Origin of the sequence: Adonisia turfae CCMR0081 (genome assembly GCF_011009555.1) — a bacterium.
GTDB lineage: Bacteria > Cyanobacteriota > Cyanobacteriia > Phormidesmidales > Phormidesmidaceae > Leptothoe > Leptothoe turfae.
This window is the reverse complement of record NZ_QXHD01000004.1, coordinates 7162008-7187777: the sequence shown is the minus strand read 5'-3', so window position 1 is coordinate 7187777 and position 25770 is coordinate 7162008. Positions and strand designations below refer to the sequence as shown.

The window sequence follows — 25770 nt, the reverse complement described above, 5'->3', positions numbered from 1 at the left end:
GCTAGCTACGGAGCTCCGACGAGTATATGACGAACATTTTTAACCTTCTACCCCGCACATTCGTCCCGGCTCGGCAACAGTAACACTTCCCCATCGTTGTTTTGCCACTGTAGCCAGCCTTCTTGCTCACTAGCACCCGCTAGGGGCTCACAGCCATTGGCGGGGCGAGTAACACGGACACGAATCCAGTTGTCTTTGACTTCCAAGGGTTCGATCAGGCTGCTAGGACTAACCAGGCTCAGGACGTTGCGACCTCGTTCGGGTTGCGATCGCAACACTTGAGCATCATTTCTATTTCTCAAAGCTACGATATCAGCTTCAGCCAATCGATCTGCCCAGGAATAAAACGAGAGTTCCATGCCGCGATCATCCAATTGTTCACGGTGAATCCACGCACTGCCACCATTGGTATATTGCAGTTGCAACCAGCCATCTTCACGGGCTTCTAGCACAGGGAATGCAAGCAGTAGCGGGTCTACACTAACCATCGTAAAGCTGGCATCACGACCAATGGCAAACGCCTGTTGCCCATTGGGAATCAGCCAACCTTGCCAAATCCAGCCCCAATGATCGCCACCGGGCTCGCTGTAAAGCGGCAGTTCCACCTCCGACAACCAATCCGCCTGCACACCGGCACGACGACGTGGGGATAGGTAGCCTACACCGAGAGGCAAGTCTGTCTCTGCAAGGTCTACAATCCCTTCTAAGTTAGGCGTAATGGCCGCTGGTAACCCTACAGCTTCATCAGATGTTTGCCCCAATACTGGCACATTACCCAAGAGCAATGCCCCTTGTAGGCAAGCAATTGCAGCAAAATGGTGTAGTCGTAACATAGTCAACGTCAGTTAATCTCAGAACACATTTAACAGGTGTGGTCGCCCGGTTGGACCAGATACCGCCAGAGACAGAACACATCGGCATTCACATCACATCCAAACTAATCGTTCCCTCTACGAAGCAATGACAGCTCTGGATGTGGACAAATTTGCAGCTCTATCCAGGAGACATTTTCCTGATTCAAGGAGTTAATCCCCATATCAGACATAATCAACGTTTTGTTGTGTTGTCACTGAACAAAGTGCTGATTTTTTAGCAGTCCTACACGCTACCTTCTATCCGTTGGTTAAATCCATAGACTCTACGCTCTCCTGCCAACGCAACCAATGTTACAGAGCGCTCATCTCCCGGTTCAAACCTGACTGCTGTCCCCGCCGGAATATCTAGACGCATTCCCTTGGTCTGATCTCGATCAAATTGCAACGCATTATTCACTTCATAGAAATGAAAATGCGAACCAACTTGAATGGGGCGATCCCCGCTGTTAGCCACAGTTAACGTGACAGTTGGGCGACCGGCATTAAGTTCAATGTCACCTGCTGCGGGCAACAGTTCCCCAGGAACAACGGTAGAACTACCAGACATTATCGTAATCCTCCAAGCTGACTAATTAAATCTTGCTGCATTTGATCAAGTTGCTTTTTCACCGTTTCTAGAGCAGCTTCCAGCTCTCGATCCAGGGCTCCAGGCTTTTTACTTAAGTCGGTTAATCCCATATAGTGGGCAACTTTCATGGCTAGTTCTATCGGTACCTTAAAGTCTGGCAATACGCCACTACCCTCCCAATTTCTACCCGTTATTGGGCTAAGCACCTGCCCTGTGGGCAAGAACATCCAAAAATGGTCATGTAACCGCTGACCAGCTCCTGGATTAGCTTTTCCAGCCGTTGTTTCGCCAATTAACGTAATCCGATCAAGCTGTTTCAGTGTATAGGCAAATTCCTCAGCTGCTGTCGCCGTTTCTGGCCCAGTCAAAACATAGACAGATCGGTCCAGGTAACGCGGACCCCCTACATAGGCCGATGTCCAACTTTGTTGAGTGCGTTGTTCCGAAGGCCAATGCACATCGCTCAGGTGAACGGCTGGATAAGCGGGTAAAAGGTAGCTACACAGCAGTGCTACCATTCCCGGCGAACCACCCCGGTTATAACGTAGGTCAATGATTAAGCCGTCTGTATTCGCCACAAAGGCCATAGCCGCCGCTAAGGTTTCCCCAGCAAATTCGGGTGGTTCAAACCCATAGAGCTGCAAAAATCCTAAATTGCCTGACAGTCGTTCCACCTGATTGATATCAAAGTTACGACGCTGGCTTTGTTGCTTCTGATAGGCCAGCTCTTCAGCCGTCGGTGGTGTATCAGCATTTAAGTCTGGCAGCGGTGCAGGACTAAAATACACCTGAATACTCTGATCCTCAGTCAGGGTTTGCAGCTGATTGGTTAGGGTTTCTGCAAACTGATATCCGCTAACAATGTCACTGTAGCCGCCATCGCTCAGCCGTTGTCGAATATCTGCCTGAGCTTTTGCCGCCGCTTCTGGAAACGCATAGCGGTCTAAGGCCTCAGCAATCGCCTCCAACACATGGGTACGACTTTCCTGATCCAGGTCTATATCCTGAAAACTGCCACCAGAACTTATAAAACCATCAGAACCATCGGACTCAACCATAAAAACGCCTAAACAATCGAATTTTGAATGTACAGACGTTGCATGCAACGTCTTCTACTGAATTGGATTATGTACGGTAACCAGCTTAGTACCATCTGGGAACGTCGCTTCCACCTGAACTTCGTGAATCATTTCCGCCACGCCATCCATGACATCATTAAGGTTCAGTAACGTTGTGCCGTAGGTCATCAAGTCAGCCACTGTCCGGCCATCGCGCGCGCCTTCTAAAATTGCGGCAGAAATATAGGCCACGGATTCTGGGTGGTTAAGCTTTAGCCCTCGCTCTTTACGACGCTCAGCCACCAAAGCAGCCGTAAAAATCAGCAGCTTATCTTTTTCTTGAGGAGTGAGTTGCATAGGATGCGACGGAGACTAACCACAACAGAGATATTAAACCAGGATCTGCTGCGGTCAACTTAGAGCTAAACGTTATCTAAATAATAGGTCAGGTGGGCTGTGCCCACCTGACAATACAAAAGCAGATTAAACTCCCCAAACCCTTGGTATATAGCTTTTCTGGTCCAGCACTTTGGCTCGAAAATATTGCCAGATATCAATAAAATACTGTCGAGCGATTTGACTAGAGGAGCCTCGGTAACGGGCCACCAGTCCCTGTTCTAATTGGGTAACACCGGCGTCACACCCCGTTAGGCTCTTTAAATTAAGGCGAGTTCTGATGGCACTGAGATGTTCTGGAGTAATGGACTTACCCAATAACAAAAACGTACCGACGACTGGATATCCAGCTAATCCATTCCGACTACCCAGGACCTCAGACCCCCCTAAAAGCTGCTGCTGGTCGATCCATAGGGGAGCACCCTGCTGCCAGATTTCGGTTTGCGATCGCCACTGTCCAGTCGTCAGCGTCTCTCCCCTGGCACTGCGCCCAAACCGAGTAATATCCCAGCTCAGCCATACCCCACCAGGCTCTAAATCTACTTTCAGGGATTGCTGAAACCGTCCCCCATCAAACAAAATCAGCTCCTGAGGCAGCCATTCCACATAGGCATCACTGGCAACCGTGAGCTGAATCGTCTGCTGTGCCCAATCCCCCTGACTGCGATATACCTTATGGGCTGCCGCTGTGGTCACTAAGACCTGAGTATCAGCCTCAGCCGTGATCACCATATCCAGCTGATCGCCCCCCACCATTCCCCCTGCCGTATGGACAATCACACTTTGACAATTTCCTGGGGCCGCCACCGGGTAAAAAGGTCGCTGAATACGTAATGGAGATGTGCTGAAACTCTTGGCAGGAAAAGTTCTGCCATTTATATTGGCGAAGCGAAGATCCAGACTACCTCGCCAACAAGGCTCTGCTGTTGCTTGCTCTGATTGAACTGTATTTGTTGTTCTCATTAGTTTTTACTGTTCAATGGTGGACCCAACGCATTCTCCCCATGTCGGGCATCTAACAGGTAGGGGCATTGCATGCAATGCCCCTACCTGTTTATTTCTGTTGGCAAAAGCGCTCAACACATCGTACAAATATTTCCACACCTGTTCCTAAAACTGTTTCATCAAAGTCAAACCGGGGGTGATGATGGGGATATGCCAGATTTAAATCAGGATTTGCCGATCCTAAAAAGAAATAACAACCGGGTTTCTCTTGCAAGAAAAATGACATATCCTCACCGCCCATGGTCTGGCATTCTGGCACCACACCAGCAGGCGTTTCAATCACTGAGCTGGCAACAGATTTAACCAACTCGGCAATGGTTGCATCATTAATGACCGGCGGATACAGGCGAGTATAGTCAAACTGGTAGCTGGCACCATGGGCCTGACACACTCCAGCAATGATGGCTTCCATGCGCTCTGGCAACACGTCTCGATACTCTGGGTTAAAGTAGCGCACAGTACCGCTGAGACGTGCACTATTAGCAATCACGTTTACCGCTGTGCCAGCCTGAAATTCTCCGACGGTCACAACAGCAGACTCAATGGGGCTAATGTTACGGGCCACAATGGTTTGTAATGCGGTCACCACCTGTGCCCCAACCACAATAGAATCAACGGTCTGATGTGGCAAAGCCCCATGCCCTCCACGCCCTTGAATCGTGCAGTGAAAATATTCGGTAGCGGCCATCAGTGGGCCACTGCGCACACCCACTGTTCCCAAAGGTAAATTATTCCAAATGTGTAGGCCAATAATAGCGTCAACCTCAGGCTGGCTGAGCACTCCAGCTTCAATCATGGGTTTGGCACCGCCAGGCCCTTCTTCTGCAGGTTGAAAAATCATTTTAACTGTTCCGGCAAAGGTATCGCGATGCAGCGCTAGATAATGGGCTGTCCCCAAAGCAATGGTGACATGACCATCATGGCCGCAGGCATGCATTTTGCCGTTATGGAGTGAGCGATAAGGCACCTGGTTCAGCTCTTGTATGGGCAGAGCATCCATATCAGCTCGAATCGCCAACACCGGACCAGGGCGAGAGCCTTGGATAGTAGCGACAATACCGGTTTTAGCAATGCCAGTTTGGTGTTCAATGCCCCACCGAGTCAGCTGCTGAGTAATAAAGTCAGCCGTTATGGTCTCTTCAAAACCTAGCTCTGGGCGCTGATGTAGATGACGCCGCCACTCCACCAAGTGCGATTGCAGAGTTTGAATGTTGCCCCGCACCTGAGGCGGAACTTTAGAAATTCGCGTATTGGCAGGCAGCGTTGAAACCATAGGACCTTAGCAGACACAAGTTATAAGCTCAGTATATAAATTCTGGCGTAGCTAGGTCTTCTGAAGCCTTATACAAACCATATCTGGTTCCAACACTGCCTTGCAATACGATTAAGCCACCCAAAATGGCTGGGGCATGATGGCTTCAAGGCTCAGCCCACGCGCAGCTGCACTCAGCTGCGCCAAGTCTGTTGGATCGTCAAAATGGGGCAATACCCCCAGCACTGGAATACGGGTCAGGTCACTAATCATTTCTGGTGGGGTGAGTTGCTCCACTTTATCTTCGGCTTCGGGTGTCGTGCAATTCAGGACAATGCCTTGAAGCTGCAGCCGGTGTTGACGGGCGAGGGCTACGTTGGCGACGGTAGCTGCGATCGCACCCAATTTCACCGGCACCACCAACACCACTGGCAACCGCCAATCTGCGGCCAGATCCGCCACGAGCAGCTCATTAGTTACCGGAGATCCCAAACCGCCTAAACCTTCCACCAGCACCCAATCACATTCTTTATCTAGAACCATATAACGTTGCCATGCCGGGGCTAAATCTACCGTCGTATTCTCTAGGGCGGCTGCAATCGGCGGTGCCAATGGAGCCCCATAAAACACAGGGTTTAACTCATCAAGCGATTGCTCCAGATTAAATATTTGCTGGAATAATTCACGATCACCTTCACCGGCTTGGACTGGTTTTAACACCCCCAGGCGACGCGACGCACAATACTGTTGCCAGTAGGCTATCAGCGCACAGGTTAAAACCGTCTTGCCACACTCCGTATCCGTCGCTGCAATTAATAATCCACTCACTATTCACACAATGGTAGGTCGTACCCACCCCACGATTTTTCTTCAATATAAAGGCAATATCTACCCTAAGGACTCTGGGTTCCTTGGCCAACAATTTGAACATCCAAGGTAAAGTTCGCCTCACTGCTAGCTCGCACATCTACAGCATAATCACCTCCCAAAGGTAAAACACTGTTCCAATACAACACCCCTTCAGCCTCAGCAATCGCTTCTCCCCCCGGAAAAGTCACATCGAAGGTTACAGGACCACTGGCTTGAGTAATTTTCACGGTAATGACCTGTCCCTGGTTGGCATTCACCATGTAGCGCTGCACTCTACCGGGTCCGACTGAATTGGCTAACAGTGTCCCCGTCTGCCCTTCGGGAAATTGAACTCGCTGGGTAGATACCTGTTCTTGCACGTCTGCTTCGCCACCCTCTTCTTCATCAGGCCGCTGATCGCTAGAGCCATCGTCCGTAGCATCCCCTCCCTCAGACGGATCAGTCGATGATGATTCATCACCAGGTGTGTCATCAATTGTCTCCCCATCATCAGCCAGACCTTCCAGAGCAACACCTAACTCATAGGTTCCCTGTTCCCTACCGCGAGTCGTCTGAATCTGTACTGTATAAAGACCATCCTCTGGTAAGTCTCCCTCCCAATCCAATACTTGGCGAGCACCGCGTAATGCCTTTCCTTCGGCATTTAATACCGAAAACACCACACCCTCACCTTCTATCGTTGCCCGCAGGGTCTGACCCACCTCAGCCTCTATTTGATAGTTAACGGTTTCGCCTTCTTTTATTCCTCCTTCAACAGTTTTCGGATCGCCAACAGCTAGAGCGAGTGAAGTTGTATAGTCAGCTGGCCCATCTTCAATCGGTGGATCTAACGGCTCAGGGGTAGGCGCATCAGGCTGACTAGGCTGATCGTCTAGATCTTCTGGGAACGGCAAAGGTTGAACCCCACCATCTGACACCTCGGGTGGAGAAGGCTTTAATACATAATTAACAACAGCCCAACCACCAAAGCCCGCCAAAATGATTGCACCTATAAATAGGACAATTAAGACCAATGGATTATCCATGGTCTCCCGACGTTGTGTAGACGTTACCACCCGCGTCTTAGGGGCACGAGACGCGGGTACTGACTGAGTTGGAACCCCTGTAGTCGCCATGGGGCTGCCCACTGCAACCGTACGCATCTCAGAAATTGGCGACTGCTGCTGCCCTCTGGCCGCAGGACTTTGAGGAGATCTAGGCGCAGCCCCCCCCCCTTGCAATGCCTGCACCATATCGCTGACAGATTGATAGCGATCGCCAGGCCGATAACTCAACGCTTTATCCAACACAGTAGCTAACTGATCGCTGACTTGAGTAAACGACCGCCATTTCCAACCTAGAGTCGTATCGTCAAATAGCTCATGGGGTTCTCTACCCGTCAGTAGCACTAAAACAGTTACAGCCAGCGCATATAAGTCACTACTGGGATAAGCTCGCCCTGACTGTAGCTGTTCGCTAGGGGCATATCCCGCTTTCCCTACCGTTGTCGCTTGCACAGCCGTTGTCCCCGTCTGTAAGCGAGTGACGACTTCTTTAACAACACCAAAATCAATCAGTACAGGCTTTTGGTCACTGCGTCGCAGAATAATATTGTCAGGGCTAATATCTCGATGAATAATGCCTTTGGCATGAATATGAGCCAAAACCGGTAGCAACTGTCCGAGAAAAGCCCGGATCTCTGTTTCCGAAAATGCCTGTCCCGGCCGCTGTTGCAAAATTTCCCGATAGGTCAGGCCTTCAATATGCTCCTGAACCAAAAATAAGCGCTGATCCTGCTCAAAACTTGCACGAAACTCAGGAATCTGAGGATGACTAATCTGATATAAAATTTCGGCTTCCCGCTGGAATAACTGAGCCGCCTTGCTCGAAAAGCGATCGCCCCCTGCTGGAGGCATGAACTCCTTAATTACGCATTCCTCCTCAAAGCGTCCCTGATCTTTGGTTAGATAGGTTCGCCCAAAGCCCCCCTGACCAAGCAACCGGACAATACGGTATCGATTTTGCAAAAGAGTGCCGACGGCTAGGGCAGGTTGCATAGTAAACGTCCCAAAGTGTTGACATCAAACGATTAACCCCTGGGGTCTGAGGCTCCAGACAGGCTATACCACTCTACCCCAATGCTCTATCAATGCTCCATCGCTTCAGACTCTATCAAATTGATTAGCTAATGACTAACCAATGGCATCGGTTTTACACCACATTACCCCGGCCATTCGCAGTCCTGTACAAGCCACCCATAGAAGCTGTTACTAACGCTTTCAGCTTACATAGATTATGTATCCATACAACAGCGTCTTTAGCGTATTCATCATCAGCATGTCGAGTACCCTATCTTCATTAATCAATGGATAGTGTTATCGATTTAAAGAGTTGATTAAAGATTCAGTGTAAAACATCCAAATTACTTGTTTTATAGGGCTTTAACGTTCAATAACATAACGTTTCGGGAACGATGTAGTCATCAAGATCCCACCCTTTTAGTAGTATTGCAATGCACTACGGCGTTACCCCAGCTGCAACAAATAGTCAGCCAAATCAACAACCCATTGGTCATCGCCCCGTATGTTCACTGGATGGAACGTCCCCCGTGGCACGAGAGCAAATACGTCTAAGTATCATTGAACAACTTAGACTGGATACATCCAAGCCAATTCCTATTTTTGAAGAAGCAGCCCAAAGCGTTTCTCGTTTGCTAGCAGCCCCGATCTGTTTAATTAGTGTGTTTGACAGACAAAACCAACTATTCAAAGCCACCATGGGGTTATCTAGCTTAGGGTTAATGAATCAGCTAGCTGCTACCCGTGAACTGCCAAAGATAGAATCCTTTGGCATCCAGGTAGTAGATAGTGGTCAGTCATTGATGCTATCGGATGTCGCTCAACATCCAGCATTTAGAACAAGTCTTTTGGTACAGAGATATGGTGTCCAAGCATACTTAGGGGTGCCCCTCATGACGTCTGAAAGGTGCTGCATTGGCACATTGGAGGTCATGGATATCATGCCACATCAATATACTCAACAAGATTTAGCGATCCTAGAACTCAATGCACGATGGGCAATGAGTGAATATGAGAAACAATGCTGGCTAAAAGATGGAAAGATTCAACAACCTACAGAAAACAACGACTATTTAACATCCTCAGATAAGCAACGCCAAAGTCGCATCAACACCCTGCGCACAAATTTGATATCCCAGCTTACTCAGGATCTACGCACCCCACTAACGGCCATCACCGGCATGGCTAGCATGTTAAGCCGAGAAATTTATGGGCCACTGACTCAGAAACAACAGGAATATGCAAACATTGTCTTGCACAGCAGTCAAAATCTACTCTCGTTAACCAACGAGATTATGGAATTAGGAGCACTCAACAATTCCCCCTGGGAGTTACTACTCGCTCCCGTAGATATTGAAATGCTAGCTCAGCAAAGCCTCCAGCCCATTGAGACAAGATCTAAGCAGCAAGAAATCAATTTTAATCTAACAGTAGAGCCAGGATCGCGCATCTGGGTGCTTGACAAACGCATTATTAAACAATTGCTCTATCACCTCATCCTCAGCATTGCTAAAGCCTCCACCAGCGGTAGCACCGTACGTCTCCACATCTCTCGCAAAGACGAGCGTCTAACTCTGGCGATATGGGTCTCTAATCCATGGCTAGGAGACGACTTGCCTCAATCAGTCTTAAGCTGGGGGCAACAAAACAAACTTTTGTCCTCAACAAAACCGTTAGACACCACCTATGGATTTGAGATCGTAGAGAACCTGTCTCCATTGGACACAAATGATCTCACAGAAGGCTCTACACCCACTGATTTACGACAAGAACTAGGTCTACTGCTGAGTCAACAGCTAACCGATATCCATGGCGGTGAAATCATGATTCAAGGTTCATCTAATCATGGTTATCGATATATCGTGAGTTTCCCCCCCTTTGAGGTTGAATAGAGAAAAACGACAATATCACCAAACGACAAAAAGGCAAACCTGTTAAACAGGTTTGCCTTTTTGTCGTTTGGTGCCAAGTAAATATCCTGACAAAAGATACCTCCTCATAAAGAAACAAGGAAAAACACCTACGTAGGATCTCAAAGATATTTGCTATTGCTTTTAAAGATAATTTAAACCCACAAAAAAGTCATATTCCTATCTGTAAAACTACGTTATTTTAGCTGTCAAAATAAGTGATGTGACTTAGCTACAAATTTTACAGAAAAGGGTATCCAATATATGTGGGGGGGGTAATTACAAATAAAGAGAGCGATAGATCTTCATTTTTTTACCAAGAAAAACAAGGCTACAAAACTCTTTTTATTTGATACAAATTGGACGGATTCTTCCTGAAAGCTCTCTAATAATCCAAATCAATTATTAGCAGAAAGCTTAGGGAATTTTAGACAATTAGGCAAAAAACTCTCTTATGTATACTTGAGTTTTATTCTCCTGAGTCTAGAACTACTGAATTGCCCCTCATAGTGAGTAGTTCCAGTCTTAATTATCTGTCGCTGCCCCCTAATAAGCCCTTTGATTTCAAGAAAGTGGTTCTCTAACCTGCTCAATTTATTCATTGGTTCTCAGAAATAATGACAAAGAATAGACAGTCTAAGAAACTGAGCTGGCAGCTTTGCAAGCCAGTTATTGCATCCGCACTTGCCATGGGCGGTGTGTTTAACCTAGTGGGTATTGTGTTGGCAGAAGGGACTGCCGCTGGCACACAAATTAGTAACACTGCCACTGCCACCTATCGTGATCCCGATGGCACACCGCAAACCTCTACGTCTAACACAGTAACGGTTGAAGTCGCTGAGATTGCCGGTATCACGGTTGTTAACACGGCTGCGCAAGAAGTTACTCCAGATGCAGATCCACCGGGGCCTGGTGAACAATTAGAGTATATTTTTGAAATTACTAACGTAGGTAACGACGAAACTGACATTAGTTTACCTGCGGTAGCAGGTTTCACTGGTCCCGTAGACAGTGTGGTTAGCATTGTTGCCGACCTCAACAAGGACGGAAATTTCGACCCTGCAACAGAAACGATTAGCAATCGGACAGATATTGAAGATGTCCAACCGGGTGAGTCCTTTGATGTCCAAGTAATTGTTCAGGTTTCCACCAGTGCCCAAGATGATGATATTGTTACCGTGACCTATGGTGACACCCCTGGTAACGGTCAAAACCAACCCTACGATTCCTCTGGTGGTAGCGTCTTCACCGATGATAACGATGCAACTGATGCTGCGAATTCGACTAATACTCCAGGTGTACACCTTGATCCATTAGACAGCAATGATCCTGGTCAAACCGGTTCTGAAGCAGGGCCTGATGCTCCGGCTAACGGTGAACGTGAAGCTAGTGCTACGGGTGAGATTACCATTGGTGAAGATCCTCTACAACAACCTTTAGTTGAGATTAAGAAGTCTATCGGCACCCATACCGTTAATGGAGCTAGCCCAACGGACGACACCATTACCTACAACCTGGAAGTTGATGTTTTAGATCAGGCGTCTATGCCGACAGGTAGTAATGCGATCGCAGCAGATCTACAGCCCATCAGCATTAATGGATTGCCAGATAAGCATGTGTTAGTGTCCGATGCCATTCCAGTTGGCACATCACTACAAAGCGCAACCGCACCTGGTGGCTGGACCGTTGTTTATTCCACCAGTAACCTCTCCGATCCACTCACCGACACAGCCCTTGAGGCGACTTGGACCATTGCTGATCCAGGGGCAGCGGCAACAACACGTGTCGGTTTCATCGGACCTGCTAACACAGCGATCGCAATCACCGATCCTGCAGTAACTGGGTTCACAATCACAGTTGTGGCTGACGGCGTTGACCCCACCGCCACACCTTTGACCGTTGCTAACATTGCCCAGGTTGTCGGTTCTGGTGCAGTAGATGATCCATTAACACCAGAAGATGAGTCCCTCAGCTTCCCCGTACTGGATGAATCTGGTGATGACACCCCCAGTAACTACGATCCTGATACGGATACCTTCAGTGACTTTAATCCTGAAGTGATTGATGACCCCAGCACACCTCTACCAGAGGGCTTCACACCAGACGATGGCCACATTGGCGATCCTTCTGATCTCCTAGAGAAAGGCGTAGACCCCGGTAGTGACACCCCCACCGTTCCCGGTGATGACAACACCGGAGATAACACCGACGGTGATGGTGAAGCTATCATTGTCACCCTGGTATCAGAACCTGAGCCCGATATCCTGAATGGTCCTGACGGTGCCCCTGATGCAGTGGGTCCCACTGGCACCAACGATGACTTTACCAATAAGTCTGCACCCTATTCTGATGGTGATCCACCGGTTGTGTCCTTTACCAATACGGTAGCCAATAACGATACTGACCCCGATCCGGCAGTCAACACCACTGAAGATGGTTGGGTCCGTTTAGAGCCCATTGCACCTCAGGATCCATCCGACTTACCCGATGAGACGACAGCCACAATTATCGCTCCTGATGGTACTCGGGTTGAATACGAGTACGATGAGCCCACTGGCACCTGGTCTAAGAGCAATCCAGCCGACCCAGATATAATTGTTCCCCTACGGGCCGATGATGGTTTTCCCGGTGGTGACGACGAATTTGACTACGGTGTTGAGGTAGATCTACCCAACGATCCCACGAATATCGACGAGCTCGATAGCTTCCCCGTACCCATTGAAGCCACCTTTGTCGGCGTTTCTGAGGTCACCGATCCGAGTGATCCAGCTAGCATTGATACCGGTTTAGATGCATCAACCACCACCAACGTCACCATCGACCGTGTTTACACAGGCTTCCTGGAGCTAGTAAAGACTGCTCAGGTGGTTCAGGGAGATGGTCCCGCAGTCTCGGGTAATCCTGCCCCTGGTAACCATATCCGCTATCGGGTGACTTACCGTAATATCTCTGAAACTGAGATTGCACCCATGCAGGGCAACGTACTATTGACAGCCTCTGACCTGACTATCCTTGAGGATGGCACTGAGTTGGGTTGTTCCGGTGCAGTTGCAGACGCCAATAACTGGGCCTTTGACAATGACATAAATGGCGACCTGGATACTCGTCATGTTCCCAGCTCCGTGGATTTAACTAATCTAGACGATGGCTCCACAGGCAGTGTCGTGTTCTACAGTGGTGGTCCAGTGTGCGATGGCGGCGGCACGACTGGCAATCCAGCATTTAACCCAGACACGGCTACACCAACGACTGAAATCTCAGGGACGTCTTACAACACAGACAGCACTAAATATGCCTTTGACATTGAGGGTGATATTGAGCCCTTAGAGACTGGCTACGTTGAGTTTGAACGTCGTATTAACTAAGTCTGATGCATTCCCTGGAGCAAGGGAATGATCTGATAGAGTTTGTCCCTTGCTCCAAGGTCAAACCTTGAACCTTGCAAAATCTTTGAAGTTAAACGAGAGTAATTATGATGCAGCGTCTTTTTGCAAAGAAGCGTTTGTTCTTGGGCTTAAGTGCCCTTGCCTTGGTGGGAACAGTCCCATTTGCAATGAATCAGCCAGTGTTGGCACAATTGCAAGATGTTACCGATGCTATTGTCCAGGCTGTTCTGCGTCCTGAGGTCAAACTGACCCTCAGTGCCGCAAAGCAGGTTGTGGAACTTAATTCTAATGGCCAAGAGACAATTTCTTGGGAAGCCCTTGAAGGTAAAGTCACTGTGCAGCCGAATGATGTTCTACGCTATACCGTAGATGGCTCTAACTCCGGTGATGTAGAAGCCAAAGGATTGTCCATTACTCAGCCTATTCCTGCTCAGACCGTTTATGAGCTGAGTTCTGCTGAAGTTGATGGCAATGCTGAGATTATCTATAGCATTGATGGTGGTGAGAGCTTTGTGGCTGAGCCCATGGTCGAAGTTACATTGCCCGATGGTACGGTTGAAGAACAGCCTGCCCCTGCTGATATGTATACTCATGTGCAGTGGAACTTTAGCGATGATCTCGCTTCTGCCCAGGCCGTTAAAGCATTCTATAACGTGAAGGTTCAGTAACCCCAAACTTGAGGAGGAGAGTTGAGAACTCTCCTCCTACAAAATCTTTCATTCCAGAACGATTCTTCTACATCGAGCAATACTCTCATTATTACAGGAGAATCAATTAGGGATTCTATTGCTACCCATATCTCTCTGAAGAACTTATTAACAGTTTTACCTTTGACGATTAACCCCTGAGGTCAAAGGAATCTCTGCCATTCAGTTACTCTCAGAAGATAGACTGCACATCTTAGACATTGAGCAAGGTATTCTTCCTAGCAGGATAGGTGAGTACTTGGTTTCTGATACCAAATCCAAATTCAGTAAACCCAGTTAAAAATGGACAATTTCGTAGAGGTCATTCCTTGTGATTGCTCTGCGAGATCGGGGACAAGTAACCAGGATTTTGTAAATTCCTTAAACCCGATTCAAGATAGACCATTTTTTATGGGCTGTGCCTTGTGTAGTTCAGCTGAGCCCTTCGACTTGAGCCCAGGTCGAAAGCTCACGTCATGGCACAGTCTGGGATATCGGGGTCTAACAGCCAAGATTTCTATGACATGTTCAGCCAGCTAGTCCTTTCCTAAAAGTGTCTGACAAGATTGCAAACATGCATGAAGGGCATAAGCCCTTAAAAATTGTCGTGCTTACTCTATAAATCTTGTTGCGATCGCATCAGTGCTCCCTGGCAAATTTGCACCAAGTAACAACTGCAATTAACGCTAGTTCTTTAAATATTCATCAGGTTTGAGGCTAAAAATGAAGTTATCCCAACCACCTAAACCCAAACCAGGTGCTTGGCGCAACTGGATGCATCGAATGATAGCTGTCTTATTGGCAGGCAGCTTTGGTCAGGCACCATTTATTGCGATCGCAAGAGCTGCTGAAATCAATAACCGAGCTGCTTTTAGTTATAGAGATGCTGAGCGCAACATCTCTCTTGGTGGCACATCTGCAGAGATTGTTGTTGAAACTGCAAGTTTGATCGATCCACTGGGGCAAATTTTAGGCTGCAACGGAGAATTGCTGCCCAACTATGACGGCTTCTCCGTTGCTCTATATGAGCCCGATGCTAGTGGTTTAGAGTTAGGTCCCATTGTTCCACTCACGGGTACAGAGGTTCCCGACATTGAAGACAATGGAATTCCGGGTGGTAAAGCTCCCAACATAGAGAACAGCAATCCGTTTTTCTTAACCAATGCCGATGCCGGACAATATAACTTCTTATTTGATCCACAGACCCCCTTACAAAGTCCGATCAATACAGGGTTAACCCAAACCAGTACGGATGCTGTATACATTTTAGTGGTCAATCCACCAGCAGATTCTGTTTTCCCTCAGCGTCGCATCAAGTTAGAACTTGTTACCAGCACCGGTGGTGTTAACAACTCGATTATTCGCTATGTAGCGACCGCCTTAGATGGTATTCCCATCGGGACTAGTGGCGGCAGCCAAGTTAGCGAAACTGTTGTGGAAATCTTTAATGCTGAGACCCAAGGGTTAAACTTATTCTCCCTGGCCCTTGGCATGGTGATGTGTGATCCCAACCAAGTTAGCATTACAAAAACAGCTGATCGAGCAGCAGCACAACCAGGCGATACCGTTGTTTATCGATTAGAATTGCGCAATCTAACCGATATTGAGCTCGAATCTATTACCGTTGAGGATATTCTTCCCCAAGGATTTCAACTCATTCCGGAGTCCGTTACAGGCGTACTTAACGAACAAACTGTTGCTCTGGATGCTCAAGCCTCGGGTTCTGAAATCATCTTTACAACCACCACACCTTTACCAGTGGATGCAAGCATGAGCGTTCTCTACGCTGTTCGCGTTACCCCCGATGCGTTGCGTGGTGATGGCGAAAACTCCGCATCCGTCTCCGCTGAACGTAGTGACAATCAATTCTTTGTGCAAGATGGTCCCAGCATTCATCGCCTCGTCATTGACCCAGGTATTCTCACAGATTGTGCCACATTAATTGGTCGCGTCTTTGTTGATAAAAACTTTGATGGTGAACAGCAGCCAGGTGAGGCCGGTATCCCCAATGCCGTAGTCTTCTTAGATGATGGCAACCGGATTGTTACCGACGCCGATGGTTTGTACTCCGTAGAGTGTATGTTACCAGGTACTCGCAGTGGAGTTCTAGACTTAACAAGTTTACCCGGTTATACCCTGGCCCCCAACCTTTACTTTAACGAACGCAACAGCCAGTCTCGGATGGTGAATATTGCTCCCGGTGGCATGGTTCGCATGAACTTTGGCGTCACGCCCACGTTCCAGGAGGAAGCTAAATAATGTCATTAACTCGCCACCCTAAAGTTTATTATTGGAGCGTTTTAGCTAGCTCAGTTGCCTTATCAGCAGTATCCGTTGATAGTTGGGCCTATGCCTCCCAGGATATACCTGAGCCTGTTTCACCTAATTCATCTTATGAAGCTATTCCTAGCAGTTTTACGGCTATCTCTCTCCATGGAGATATACCAAACACAGCAGGTTCTGAAACATTTTTAGAGCCAAAGTTCTCATCCTTCAAAACAGGTCCTGATCTGCTCGGACTATCTCTTCGCAGTACAGCTACAGAAAGCGGTGACACAGCCACATTAGTCTTTCCATCATTAACCTCGGGCATTCCTCAGTTTTCTAACTTATCCTCCCCTGAGATCTCGCCTACAGTGCTGGCTGATAACCAGGGGTCAGATGACCAGGAATCAGACGAGCAATCAGCAGAGTCACCAACGCAGTCGGTGATAGAGGCCCAAAGCATAAACATTGAATCTCCTCCATCCCTAACCCCAATTAGACCACAATTTTCAACCTCACCTTCCGTTGAAGCGAAACCATCTTTTACGGAGACACCTGAGACCATTGAACCTGAGCTATTTTCTCCAACGCCCCCTGAAACAAATGTGACTGTATCAGAACAATCGGCGGATATAGAAGATCTGCTTGGACCTAGCCCAGATCTATCCCAAGCTGTTTCTAGCGATCAGATTGAAATCTTAAATCCAACGGTGGGCAGCGTTGTAGATGTCCCTGCAATCACAGTTATTGTTCGCTTTCCAGCCACGGCTGATATTCAGTTACAGGTAAATGCTCAGACAGTTAGCAACGATCTCATTGGTCGGACAGAGTCTAACCCCACTACAGGTCTAGTCACCCAGACCTGGTATGGTGTTGCCCTGGCAGAGGGTAACAATACGATCACAGTAGTGCATCCTAGTGATGGGAGCATATTACAGTCGACTGATGTAGAGGTCAGAGGTGCTCCGGTAGAGATGACGCTTCGCTCTCGGGAGTCTCAGATTCCAGCCGATGGGCGATCGACGGCTACACTACAAGGTCGCTTAATTGACAGCCATGGCAATGTCTCTCACTGGGATGCAATTGTTACTCTTGAATCGACTGATGGTGAATTTGTCGGTGTAGACCATGCCCCGGATCAGCCAGGGTTCCAGGTAGAAGCCAAAGGTGGACGCTTTTCAGCAGAGTTACAATCATCGCTGGAATCCCATATGGTCCAACTACAAGCCACCACCAATGGTCTGGAAGCCTTTAACCAGGTGCAGTTTATCACTCCCCAACGCCCCAGTATTGCCACCGGTATTGTTGACCTGAGATGGGGGGCACGGGGTACTAACTTCCACAGCAGTCTGCGAGATTTCTTGCCCCCAGATGGAGATAACGACTACAGCCTCGATCTAGACGCTTCTCTCTTTACCATGGGGAACCTGGGTGAATGGTTGTTGACGGGGGCCTTTAATAGCGATCGACCTTTGAATGAAGATTGTCGTGGAGAAACAGCTCTTTTCCGTCAAAGTTCAGGCAGCTGTAGTAATCTTTACCCTGTCTACGGTGATGACTCCACACTGGATGTTACCACCCCTTCCACCGACAATTTGTACCTGCGTTTAGAACGAACATCACCGGTCGAAGGTGCAACTGCTGACTACATTATGTGGGGGGACTACAACACCGAAGAGTTTGCTAACTCATCCCAGCTATTTACCTCTACCTCCCGACAGCTCCATGGTTTTAAGCTGAACTATAACCTGGGTGATCTGGCCATTACCGGTCTGTATGGCGACAATGTTGAAGGATTCCAACGCGATACGATTGCTCCAGATGGCACCAGTGGTCTTTATTTCCTCTCACGGCGGCTAGTCATTTCCGGTAGTGAACAAGTCTATATCGAAACCGAAGAACTCGATCGACCTGGTACCATTGTCGATCGAGAGCGGCTCTATCGCAACACAGATTATGATATCGACTATGATCGCGGCACTCTGTTATTTGACGATCCAGTCACCCAAACGGCAATTGGTGAATTTGGTACAGTGTTGTTACGCCGCATTGTGGTCACCTATCAGTTTGAAGGGGACGACACAGATACTAATATTCTGGCTGGGCGACTACAGTACAATTTTGATCGTACACTCAATCAAGAATCCTGGTTCGGCGCATCCTATCTGCGAGAAAACCAGGGAAATCGAGACTTTACCTTATTTGGTGCCGATGCCCAGTTCTCCCTGGGAGAAAGCAGTCGTCTGGTGGCGGAGATTGCCCATTCAGAAAGTGATTTTGACCTGTCTGGTCCCATTAGTGGTTCTGCCTATCGCGTCGAGTTAGATGGCACAGTGGGTGACTGGTTAAATGGTCGGGCCTATTGGCGTTCTACTGATTCAGGCTTTACCAACGCTGCCACCACTAGCTTTGTGCCCGGACAAACCCGATACGGTGCCCAAGCTAATTTCAAAGTCAGCAGAAATACGACGATTCGTGCCCAGTTTGACCATGAAGATAACGATGGGGTAGCACCGCGGCCATTAATCAATCTCGAAGATTTGTTAGAACCAGGCCAAGACCCGGTACCCGGCAGACGGGTGGATAACTCACTCACCACTTATTCATTAGGTCTGGCACAGCGGCTAGGTAATAGCAATCTGGAGTTTGATTGGATTCATCGCGATCGCACCGACCGCACTAACCCCGATCGCTTAAGCGCTAGTTCCGATCAACTGCGTACCCGACTAACCACCCATTTAACCGATAAGTTAACACTGCGTGCCCAAAATGAGCTGAATCTCTCCTCCGATAGCGATCCGCTTTACCCAAGTCGCACCTATTTTGGTCTCGATTGGGAAGTGATGCCTGGCATTAATTTGGGATTGGGACAAATCTTTTATGGTGACAATGGCTTTAGCGATCGCGACTCCTACACCATTGTTGATCTCTCTGGAGAACATGCCTTGGGCCAAGACACCACACTGCGAGGACGCTTTAGCAGCATCGATGGACAACACCTGGGTGGAGCTGTCGGAATTGAGCATGGCTTTAATCTAGCCCCTGGATTACGGCTTGATTTAGGCTACGAACGCACGTTTAATAGCATCTTCGGTGGTACAGCCGCAGGGTCTCAATTTAGTCAGCCCTTTGCTGTAGGTACAGGTGGCTCATCCCTCGGCACCATCAATGCTAATACCTATAGTGTTGGACTATCCTATACAGACAACCCAGACCTACAAGCCAGCGCCCGCTTTGAGCACCGTGACTCTTCCCAGGGCACCAATACCGTTCTCAATGCCTCAGCGATAGGACGATTAACACCAGCCGTCAGCGCTCTGTTCAATTATCAACTGAATAGAGCTGCAAACCAGCGCATCAGCAACATTGGCACCACCAGCAACCTGAAACTGGGTTTAGCATATCGTGACCCTAACGACGACCGATTTAATGCCTTACTCCGTTACGAGCATCGCATCAACCCCAACACGTTACCCACTAACGCTCTATTTGGTCGCAGCATTGATACCTCTGAACATTTATTCTCAGCAGAAGCCCTCTATACCCCCAACTGGCGTTGGGAACTCTACGGCAAATATGCCTTCCGCACAACCCAGACCCGAATTAATCTACCAGCAGATGTGGGCGGTGACTTTGTTTCTAACAACAACTTACACTTAGCTCAGATGAGGGCGACGTATCGGTTAGGGTACAGCTGGGATATTAGTGGTGAAGCCCGATGGTTTGGTGGTCTTGGAGACTACAGTGAGATTGGCTATGCCCTCGAAGCAGGTTATTATCCCACACCTGATATGCGCATCTATGGAGGCTACAGTGGTGGCGGTGCCTACGATGACGACTTTGGTGTAAATCGCACAGCCAGTGGTTTTTATATAGGTGTGTCAGCCAAGATTAATAGCCTATTCGATGGCTTTGGCTTGCAAGACATTGCCCCAGAACAACAACAGGAATCTGCCTTGGAATCTGAGGAACCGATTATCTTCTTTGAAGATACCACCGACATCATCTTTCCAGGTGAACAGGCAGTAGAGGAAGCATCTTTCGAGGCCCCTGAATCCATGGAGGAGCCAACGGAGGAAGACGTATCTGAGGCTTCACCTGATAATAGCGAAACAGACAATAGCGAAACAGATGCAGGGCAGCTCTCTATTGATGGGCAAGCGCTATGAAACTGAGTGCTGTAATTCCTCAATACGCAGGCCAATATCTTCTTCCCTCCTGGGAGGGAATTAAATGGAACAACCTAATCAATACTTAGGCCTAAATCATCTTCTATTTTCTCTTCTTTAATGCTTCGGATGCCAGAGCCATGACCTATCAAAAATCTATTCGTACCTTAGCCACTGCTTTTCTGTTAACAACAGTGACAGCAACTACTGCCGTTGCTGAAACCTCAGTCGCGTTTGATTTTCCTATAGTACAGGCTACGGTTAATAGCTCTCAGGATGGGCCAATTACTCCCGATGAGCAGCTGACATTACGAGAAGCGATCGCAATTACCAACGGCACCCTCAACTTAGCCGATCTCAGTGCCGCAGAACAGCAACAAGTAACCCCGAGTTCTGGTAATTCACTCATTGCTTTTGATCTACCTGTAGGCAACACAACTATTGAATTACAGTCACTTTTACCAGTTTTAGCTCAGCCTGGCCTTGTCATTGATGGCACCACTCAGCCTGGTTACGATGCCACCAAATCAACCACAGCAGAAATTTTAGTAGCAATCCCAGTGGTGGAAATTACTTCTGCGGATAACGCTGAAGTCTTTCGGGGCTTAACTATCGTTGCTGACAATATAACCATTCGAGGGCTAAGTTTATATGGATTTACATCACAGCATAGGGCCACTGAATCTACTCCACCGGCAGATATTTTTATTGCCCACGAACTACCACCACCGGATATTAGCCAGCAACATATTCCGGCTAGCAACTTCTCCTTTTACGATGAGAATCATCCGCCCCAGGGTATTGTCATTGAGCAAAACTGGATTGGTATTCCTACGGATAATACGGTACCTGAACAACCCTCTGCCTTTGGGGTATCCGTATTTAACAGTCAGGGGGTGAAACTGCGCCATAATCGTATTTCCTACCACGATGGCAGTGGAGTGATTACAGGGGCTCGGGCTGAGAACTTAGAAGTTGTTGAAAACCTGATTGTCAACAATGGTTTAGCGGGTATGCCCGATGCCATTCGCCTAGAAGGTCACATTGATAATAGTCTCATTAGTGGCAACTTGATGTGTGGCAATGACGGTAGTGGTATATTCCTGTTTAAACCCCAGGGTGCCGTAGAGATTAGCAACAACGACATTCGCTTTAATGGTCAACGCCTGAGAAGGGCGGCTATTTACCTGATGGGTAATGATCACCGGGTGGTGGATAATCAAATCGCGAACCAAAAAGGACCTGGTGTGGTGGTTACTGCCTTCAGCCAAGGGGGCACTACCCACAGCCAGCGTAATGTGATCGAGAACAATCGTTTTGAAAATCTGGAAGGTTTGAGTATTGACCTCAATACCCGTCGTAATCGAGGTGTGCAAGACTTTCAGCGGGGAGATGGCCCCAACCCACTACGAGATTCCAATCAGCGGCGGCGAGATACGGGTAATAGTGCTATCAATCCTCCCCAGTTTGATAGTCCTGAGTTCTTTGTCATTGATGGTCAGGTGGTGATCCAGGGTAAAGCCGATATTGGTTCCACGGTACAGCTCTATCTCACCCGAGGTAATACAGGCGAATATGGTCCTCTGACAACACCATTGGCGACGTTCAGTGTAGATGAGGCGGGAACATTTAGCTATCCCTCAGCGGACCTACAACCTGGCGATGTGATCAGCGGTATTTCCACTGATCCTAACTACGGTACCTCTGAGCCTGCCCTCAACACCACAGTCGTTGCCCTAGGCGAAACCAATCCAACTCGCCCCAACCGTATGGGATCAGTGGCTGCGAAGAGTGTTGAATGCACGATTGCACCAGCTCCTCCGGCACCACCTGCCCCCCCCGCACCTGAACCCGAAATCATCCGCCTCCAAGTTCCTCGCAATGTTCACTATGGTCTTGACGAAGACTCCATCAACCCGAATAGCGCGGTAATTTTAGACCAAATTGCTGAGGTAATGCAGCAATACCCATCGATAGTTGTTGATTTGCACGGGCATACTGATTCTCGGGCAAGCGTGGCCTATAACCAGGACCTGGCTCGACGTCGGGCAAATAATGCACGACGATATCTGATGCAAAAAGGAATTGCCCCTGAACGGATGACGATTCGGTCCTTTGGAGAGACTGAACTTTTAGTGGAGGAAATTGACCGGGTGAACTATGCACGCAATCGCCGGGTGGAGTTTGTGTTCAGCGATGTCCGAGGTGTGGAAATTACCTTTGTGGATCAAGAGAATGATCTGCAAATAGAGCAGTAGTTCGCCTAAAGGCAGCATTGTACTTAGGCTACTGGCTGTGAACAACTCAAGCATTAATTATTTACTGGTCCTAACAACTCTGAACTTGTTATTCCAGGATGACGCTATGCGTCTAGGATATACCGAGGAGATTTTTAGCTAATGTCACATTCTGTTCTTAAATATTTATCCCCAAGCACTTCGGTTAAATTAACCGCTAGTTTATTTCTCCTCATGGTCGGTATTCCTACCAAGGCCCTTGCTAATCCCTCGTATCCTAATTTTGACCAGCGCTACAATACTGAACTATCTGGCAATATTGAAGCGATTGGTAATGCGTCAGTGATTTGCGATCGCAACAACGCCTCCTGTGCAGATGGTCTTGCCAACGGCACAAGAGGCAATAATAATGGCGGCTTAGCCATGCAGATGCTGGATATCGATAGTAATGGCTCCACCTTTAACTCCAGTGCAGCAGAATTAAATATTCCTGCCGGGGCAAATGTGCAGTTTGCAGCTCTTTATTGGGGGGGCAGTCTGGAAGGATTTGGCACAACTCCAGCTCCTAACCTGACTGGATTTAACCAAGTGTCACTGCAAATTCCGGGCAGCGGTACCTATCAAACAATTACTGCTGACGATCAAAACGACCGTACTGACTTTGGTTCCTGGCATACCTACGGAGCTTTCGCAGACATTACAACTCTAGTTCAAGGGGCAGGTAATGGCACCTATACTGTCGCAAACGTTCAATCTAATACGGGTGCAGGATTTACCTATCCCAATGCAGGTTGGTCGATTGTAGTGGTCTATGAAGATTCGACTCAACCAATTCGTAATATCTCTATCTTCGATGGCCACGATGTGGTTCGTAACAGTCTTAAAACATTTAACTTAACTGGTATCCGAACTCCACCTACTCCAGGGTTTGATGTTTTTATGGGGGCCATTGCTAACGATGGAGAAGTGGACCAACCAGATGATTTCCTGCATATCAACAATAACAATATTACGGATAGCCTGAACCCAGCCAATAACTTCTTCAATGGCACAATTTCTAAATTTGGTAACCATGTGACTAGCCGAACCCCCAATGCCCCCTACAACATGGTCATTGATATTGACTATTTAGATCTGACTATCTGGAACCAAACGAATAACGTAATCCCTACCAATGCCACAAGTATTGACCTGACCTTAGAAAGTCAAGGAGATGGTATCTGGCCTCTCGCCTATTTCTTTGCTGTAGAGGTGTTTGAGCCCAATTTGGTCACCCAGTTTGAGAAAACAACTCCCTCAACAACCTACACCACAGGCGATACGATGCCTTACACCATTTCGGTAACCAACACGGGGAATGACAATTCTACAAATACGGTGATTACGGACGCGATCCCGACGGGAACTACTTTTGTGCCGGGGTCTTTGAAAATTAATGGTGTAACAAAAACTGATGGTTCCGGGGATGACGAAGCGGAATTTGATGGCAGTAATGTGATCTTTCGTGTGGGGACGGGGGCTAATGCATCCCAGGGGGGGCAGGTCAATATTAATGACTCGGTGACAATGACCTTTGATGTGACAGTGACAGCGACAGCAGGGGAATTGGTCTGTAACCAGGCGAGCATTGATTATACCGGAGCGACCAGTGGAAATACGGGTTCGGGGGTATCGGATGATCCGAATACGTCAGCGGTGGATGATTGTACTGAGATTACGACGACAGCAGTATCAACTAATCCAGATGTTGTTCTGGTTAAACGCATCACTGCCATTAATGGGCTCACCACCAATCCTAATGACAGTCATGACCTCACCCAGATTGTTAATGATGGTGTTGCTAACTCTGCCGATGACGAAAGCAATTGGCCAGCGGGTTATCTAGTGGGTGAATTGGATGCAGGCCTAGTAAAGCCCGGTGATGAGATTGAATACACCGTCTATTTCCTCAATGCGGGAGATAGTGCAGCGGAAGACGTGAGAATCTGTGACTGGATTCAGCCGAATCAGAGTTTTGTAACTGGCCAGTATGGCGGCAACGATATTGAGCTAGTGATTGGCGGCACCACCTACAATCTCACTGACGATAGTGATACGGCCACCGACCGGGGAGAGGTGACCACGGTGGACAGTCTGCCTGCGACACCCACCTGTAATCTCTCTTCGTTTAGTACTACCGCTAGCGATGAAGTAGTCGTGGTGGATATTACGGGAACAACGGGTGATCCGACCGGGTTGATCACATTCCCGAATACCACTGGACAAGGGACTCCCACCAATGCCTATGGGTATTTCCGGTTTACCACCAAGGTAGATGAATAGGAGATCCTGGTGATGTTAACGATGGCTTATCGCAACAGATTTAAGGGTACCTCCATGCGTTTACCGCAGAGGGACTATAGACGAGCAGGTGGTTATTTTTTGACCCTATGCACCAAAAAACGGGAGTGTTTTTTCGGTGATGTAGTGGATGGTGTTATGGAATTTTCAGCTATTGGTCATATGGCAAAACGGTGTTGGCAAGAGATTCCTGACCATTGTGAGAATGTGCGAATTGATGAATACGTAGTGATGCCCAATCACCTCCACGGAATTTTGATAATTGAACGTCGTTTGGATAATCCTCTTGTAGAGACCTTCCATGGAAGGTCTCTACAAGAGGGGTCGTCGTTGTCCCAGAAGATGTCCGCGATTTCCCCAAAACGAGGTTCCTTAGGTGCCATCGTACGGTCCTATAAATCTTCGGTAACGCGATGGTGTCGCCAAAATGGGTATTCTCGGTTTGCATGGCAATCTCGGTTCTACGAACACATCATTCGTGCCGACAGATCAATTGATTATATTCGGCGATATATCGTCAAAAATCCGAGCAATTGGGGACGCGATCGCAATCATCCCCGCAAATTATTGCCCCCAATAAAATCTCCCTCAATAACGTAATCCGCCCCAACGATCCCTTTGTAGAGACCTTCCATGGAAGGTCTCTACAAAGGGATCGAGGACGATTATCCGTATTACAAAAAATTCCAATTTTCA

16 protein-coding genes are annotated in these 25770 nt (G+C 48.1%); 8 read left to right on the top strand and 8 right to left on the bottom strand.

What is annotated here, in order from left to right:
• Window positions 1–47: 47 nt before the first annotated feature.
• From DXZ20_RS34675 to DXZ20_RS34640, 8 genes are all read right to left on the bottom strand, one after another.
• On the bottom strand, window positions 48–833 hold the full coding sequence (locus DXZ20_RS34675; protein ID WP_163663940.1) for an SH3 domain-containing protein: 786 nt from the start codon (window positions 831–833) through the stop codon (window positions 48–50).
• 265 nt (window positions 834–1098) lie between these two features.
• Window positions 1099–1422 (bottom strand): urease subunit beta, encoded by a 324-nt coding sequence (locus tag DXZ20_RS34670; RefSeq protein ID WP_163663939.1) that lies wholly within the window; start codon window positions 1420–1422, stop codon window positions 1099–1101.
• Window positions 1422–2501 (bottom strand): S41 family peptidase, encoded by a 1080-nt coding sequence (locus DXZ20_RS34665; RefSeq protein ID WP_163703084.1) that lies wholly within the window; start codon window positions 2499–2501, stop codon window positions 1422–1424. The genes DXZ20_RS34670 and DXZ20_RS34665 overlap by 1 nt, the downstream gene beginning before the upstream one ends.
• Before the next feature lie 54 nt (window positions 2502–2555).
• Window positions 2556–2858: an urease subunit gamma gene (ureA, locus tag DXZ20_RS34660; RefSeq protein ID WP_163663928.1), complete on the bottom strand. Its 303-nt coding sequence runs from the start codon at window positions 2856–2858 to the stop codon at window positions 2556–2558.
• Between the two features lie 126 nt (window positions 2859–2984).
• On the bottom strand, window positions 2985–3860 hold the full coding sequence (locus tag DXZ20_RS34655) for an urease accessory protein UreD (protein WP_163663926.1): 876 nt from the start codon (window positions 3858–3860) through the stop codon (window positions 2985–2987).
• Window positions 3861–3951: 91 nt separating this feature from the next.
• On the bottom strand, window positions 3952–5175 hold the full coding sequence (locus DXZ20_RS34650; RefSeq protein ID WP_163703083.1) for a M20 metallopeptidase family protein: 1224 nt from the start codon (window positions 5173–5175) through the stop codon (window positions 3952–3954).
• A 111-nt stretch (window positions 5176–5286) separates the two neighbouring features.
• Window positions 5287–5982: a dethiobiotin synthase gene (gene bioD, locus DXZ20_RS34645; protein WP_163703082.1), complete on the bottom strand. Its 696-nt coding sequence runs from the start codon at window positions 5980–5982 to the stop codon at window positions 5287–5289.
• A 65-nt stretch (window positions 5983–6047) separates the two neighbouring features.
• Window positions 6048–8060, bottom strand: a complete 2013-nt coding sequence (locus DXZ20_RS34640) for a serine/threonine-protein kinase (protein ID WP_163703081.1) — start codon at window positions 8058–8060, stop codon at window positions 6048–6050.
• 455 nt (window positions 8061–8515) lie between these two features.
• Here DXZ20_RS34640 and DXZ20_RS34635 point away from each other — a divergent pair, with 455 nt between their 5' ends.
• The 8 genes from DXZ20_RS34635 to DXZ20_RS34600 all read left to right on the top strand — a co-directional run bounded on the left by DXZ20_RS34635 (window position 8516) and on the right by DXZ20_RS34600 (window position 25674).
• Window positions 8516–9973 carry a GAF domain-containing sensor histidine kinase gene (locus DXZ20_RS34635; RefSeq protein ID WP_163703080.1) on the top strand — a complete coding sequence of 486 codons (1458 nt, stop codon included), beginning with the start codon at window positions 8516–8518 and terminating at the stop codon, window positions 9971–9973.
• A 635-nt stretch (window positions 9974–10608) separates the two neighbouring features.
• On the top strand, window positions 10609–13356 hold the full coding sequence (locus DXZ20_RS34630) for a DUF7925 domain-containing protein (protein WP_163703079.1): 2748 nt from the start codon (window positions 10609–10611) through the stop codon (window positions 13354–13356).
• Between the two features lie 107 nt (window positions 13357–13463).
• Complete coding sequence (locus tag DXZ20_RS34625; RefSeq protein WP_163703078.1) at window positions 13464–14045, top strand: hypothetical protein; 582 nt, start codon at window positions 13464–13466, stop codon at window positions 14043–14045.
• A 741-nt stretch (window positions 14046–14786) separates the two neighbouring features.
• Complete coding sequence (locus tag DXZ20_RS34620; RefSeq protein ID WP_163703077.1) at window positions 14787–16322, top strand: DUF11 domain-containing protein; 1536 nt, start codon at window positions 14787–14789, stop codon at window positions 16320–16322.
• Window positions 16322–20497, top strand: a complete 4176-nt coding sequence (locus tag DXZ20_RS34615) for a TonB-dependent receptor (RefSeq protein WP_163703076.1) — start codon at window positions 16322–16324, stop codon at window positions 20495–20497. Before DXZ20_RS34620 ends, DXZ20_RS34615 begins: the two co-directional genes overlap by 1 nt.
• Window positions 20498–20637: 140 nt before the next feature.
• Window positions 20638–22755 carry an OmpA family protein gene (locus tag DXZ20_RS34610; protein ID WP_163703075.1) on the top strand — a complete coding sequence of 706 codons (2118 nt, stop codon included), beginning with the start codon at window positions 20638–20640 and terminating at the stop codon, window positions 22753–22755.
• 141 nt (window positions 22756–22896) lie between these two features.
• Window positions 22897–25056: a DUF11 domain-containing protein gene (locus DXZ20_RS34605; protein ID WP_163703074.1), complete on the top strand. Its 2160-nt coding sequence runs from the start codon at window positions 22897–22899 to the stop codon at window positions 25054–25056.
• 12 nt (window positions 25057–25068) lie between these two features.
• Entirely contained in the window at window positions 25069–25674 is a 606-nt protein-coding gene (locus DXZ20_RS34600; RefSeq protein ID WP_163703073.1) for a transposase, read from the top strand.
• Window positions 25675–25770 lie beyond the last annotated feature (96 nt).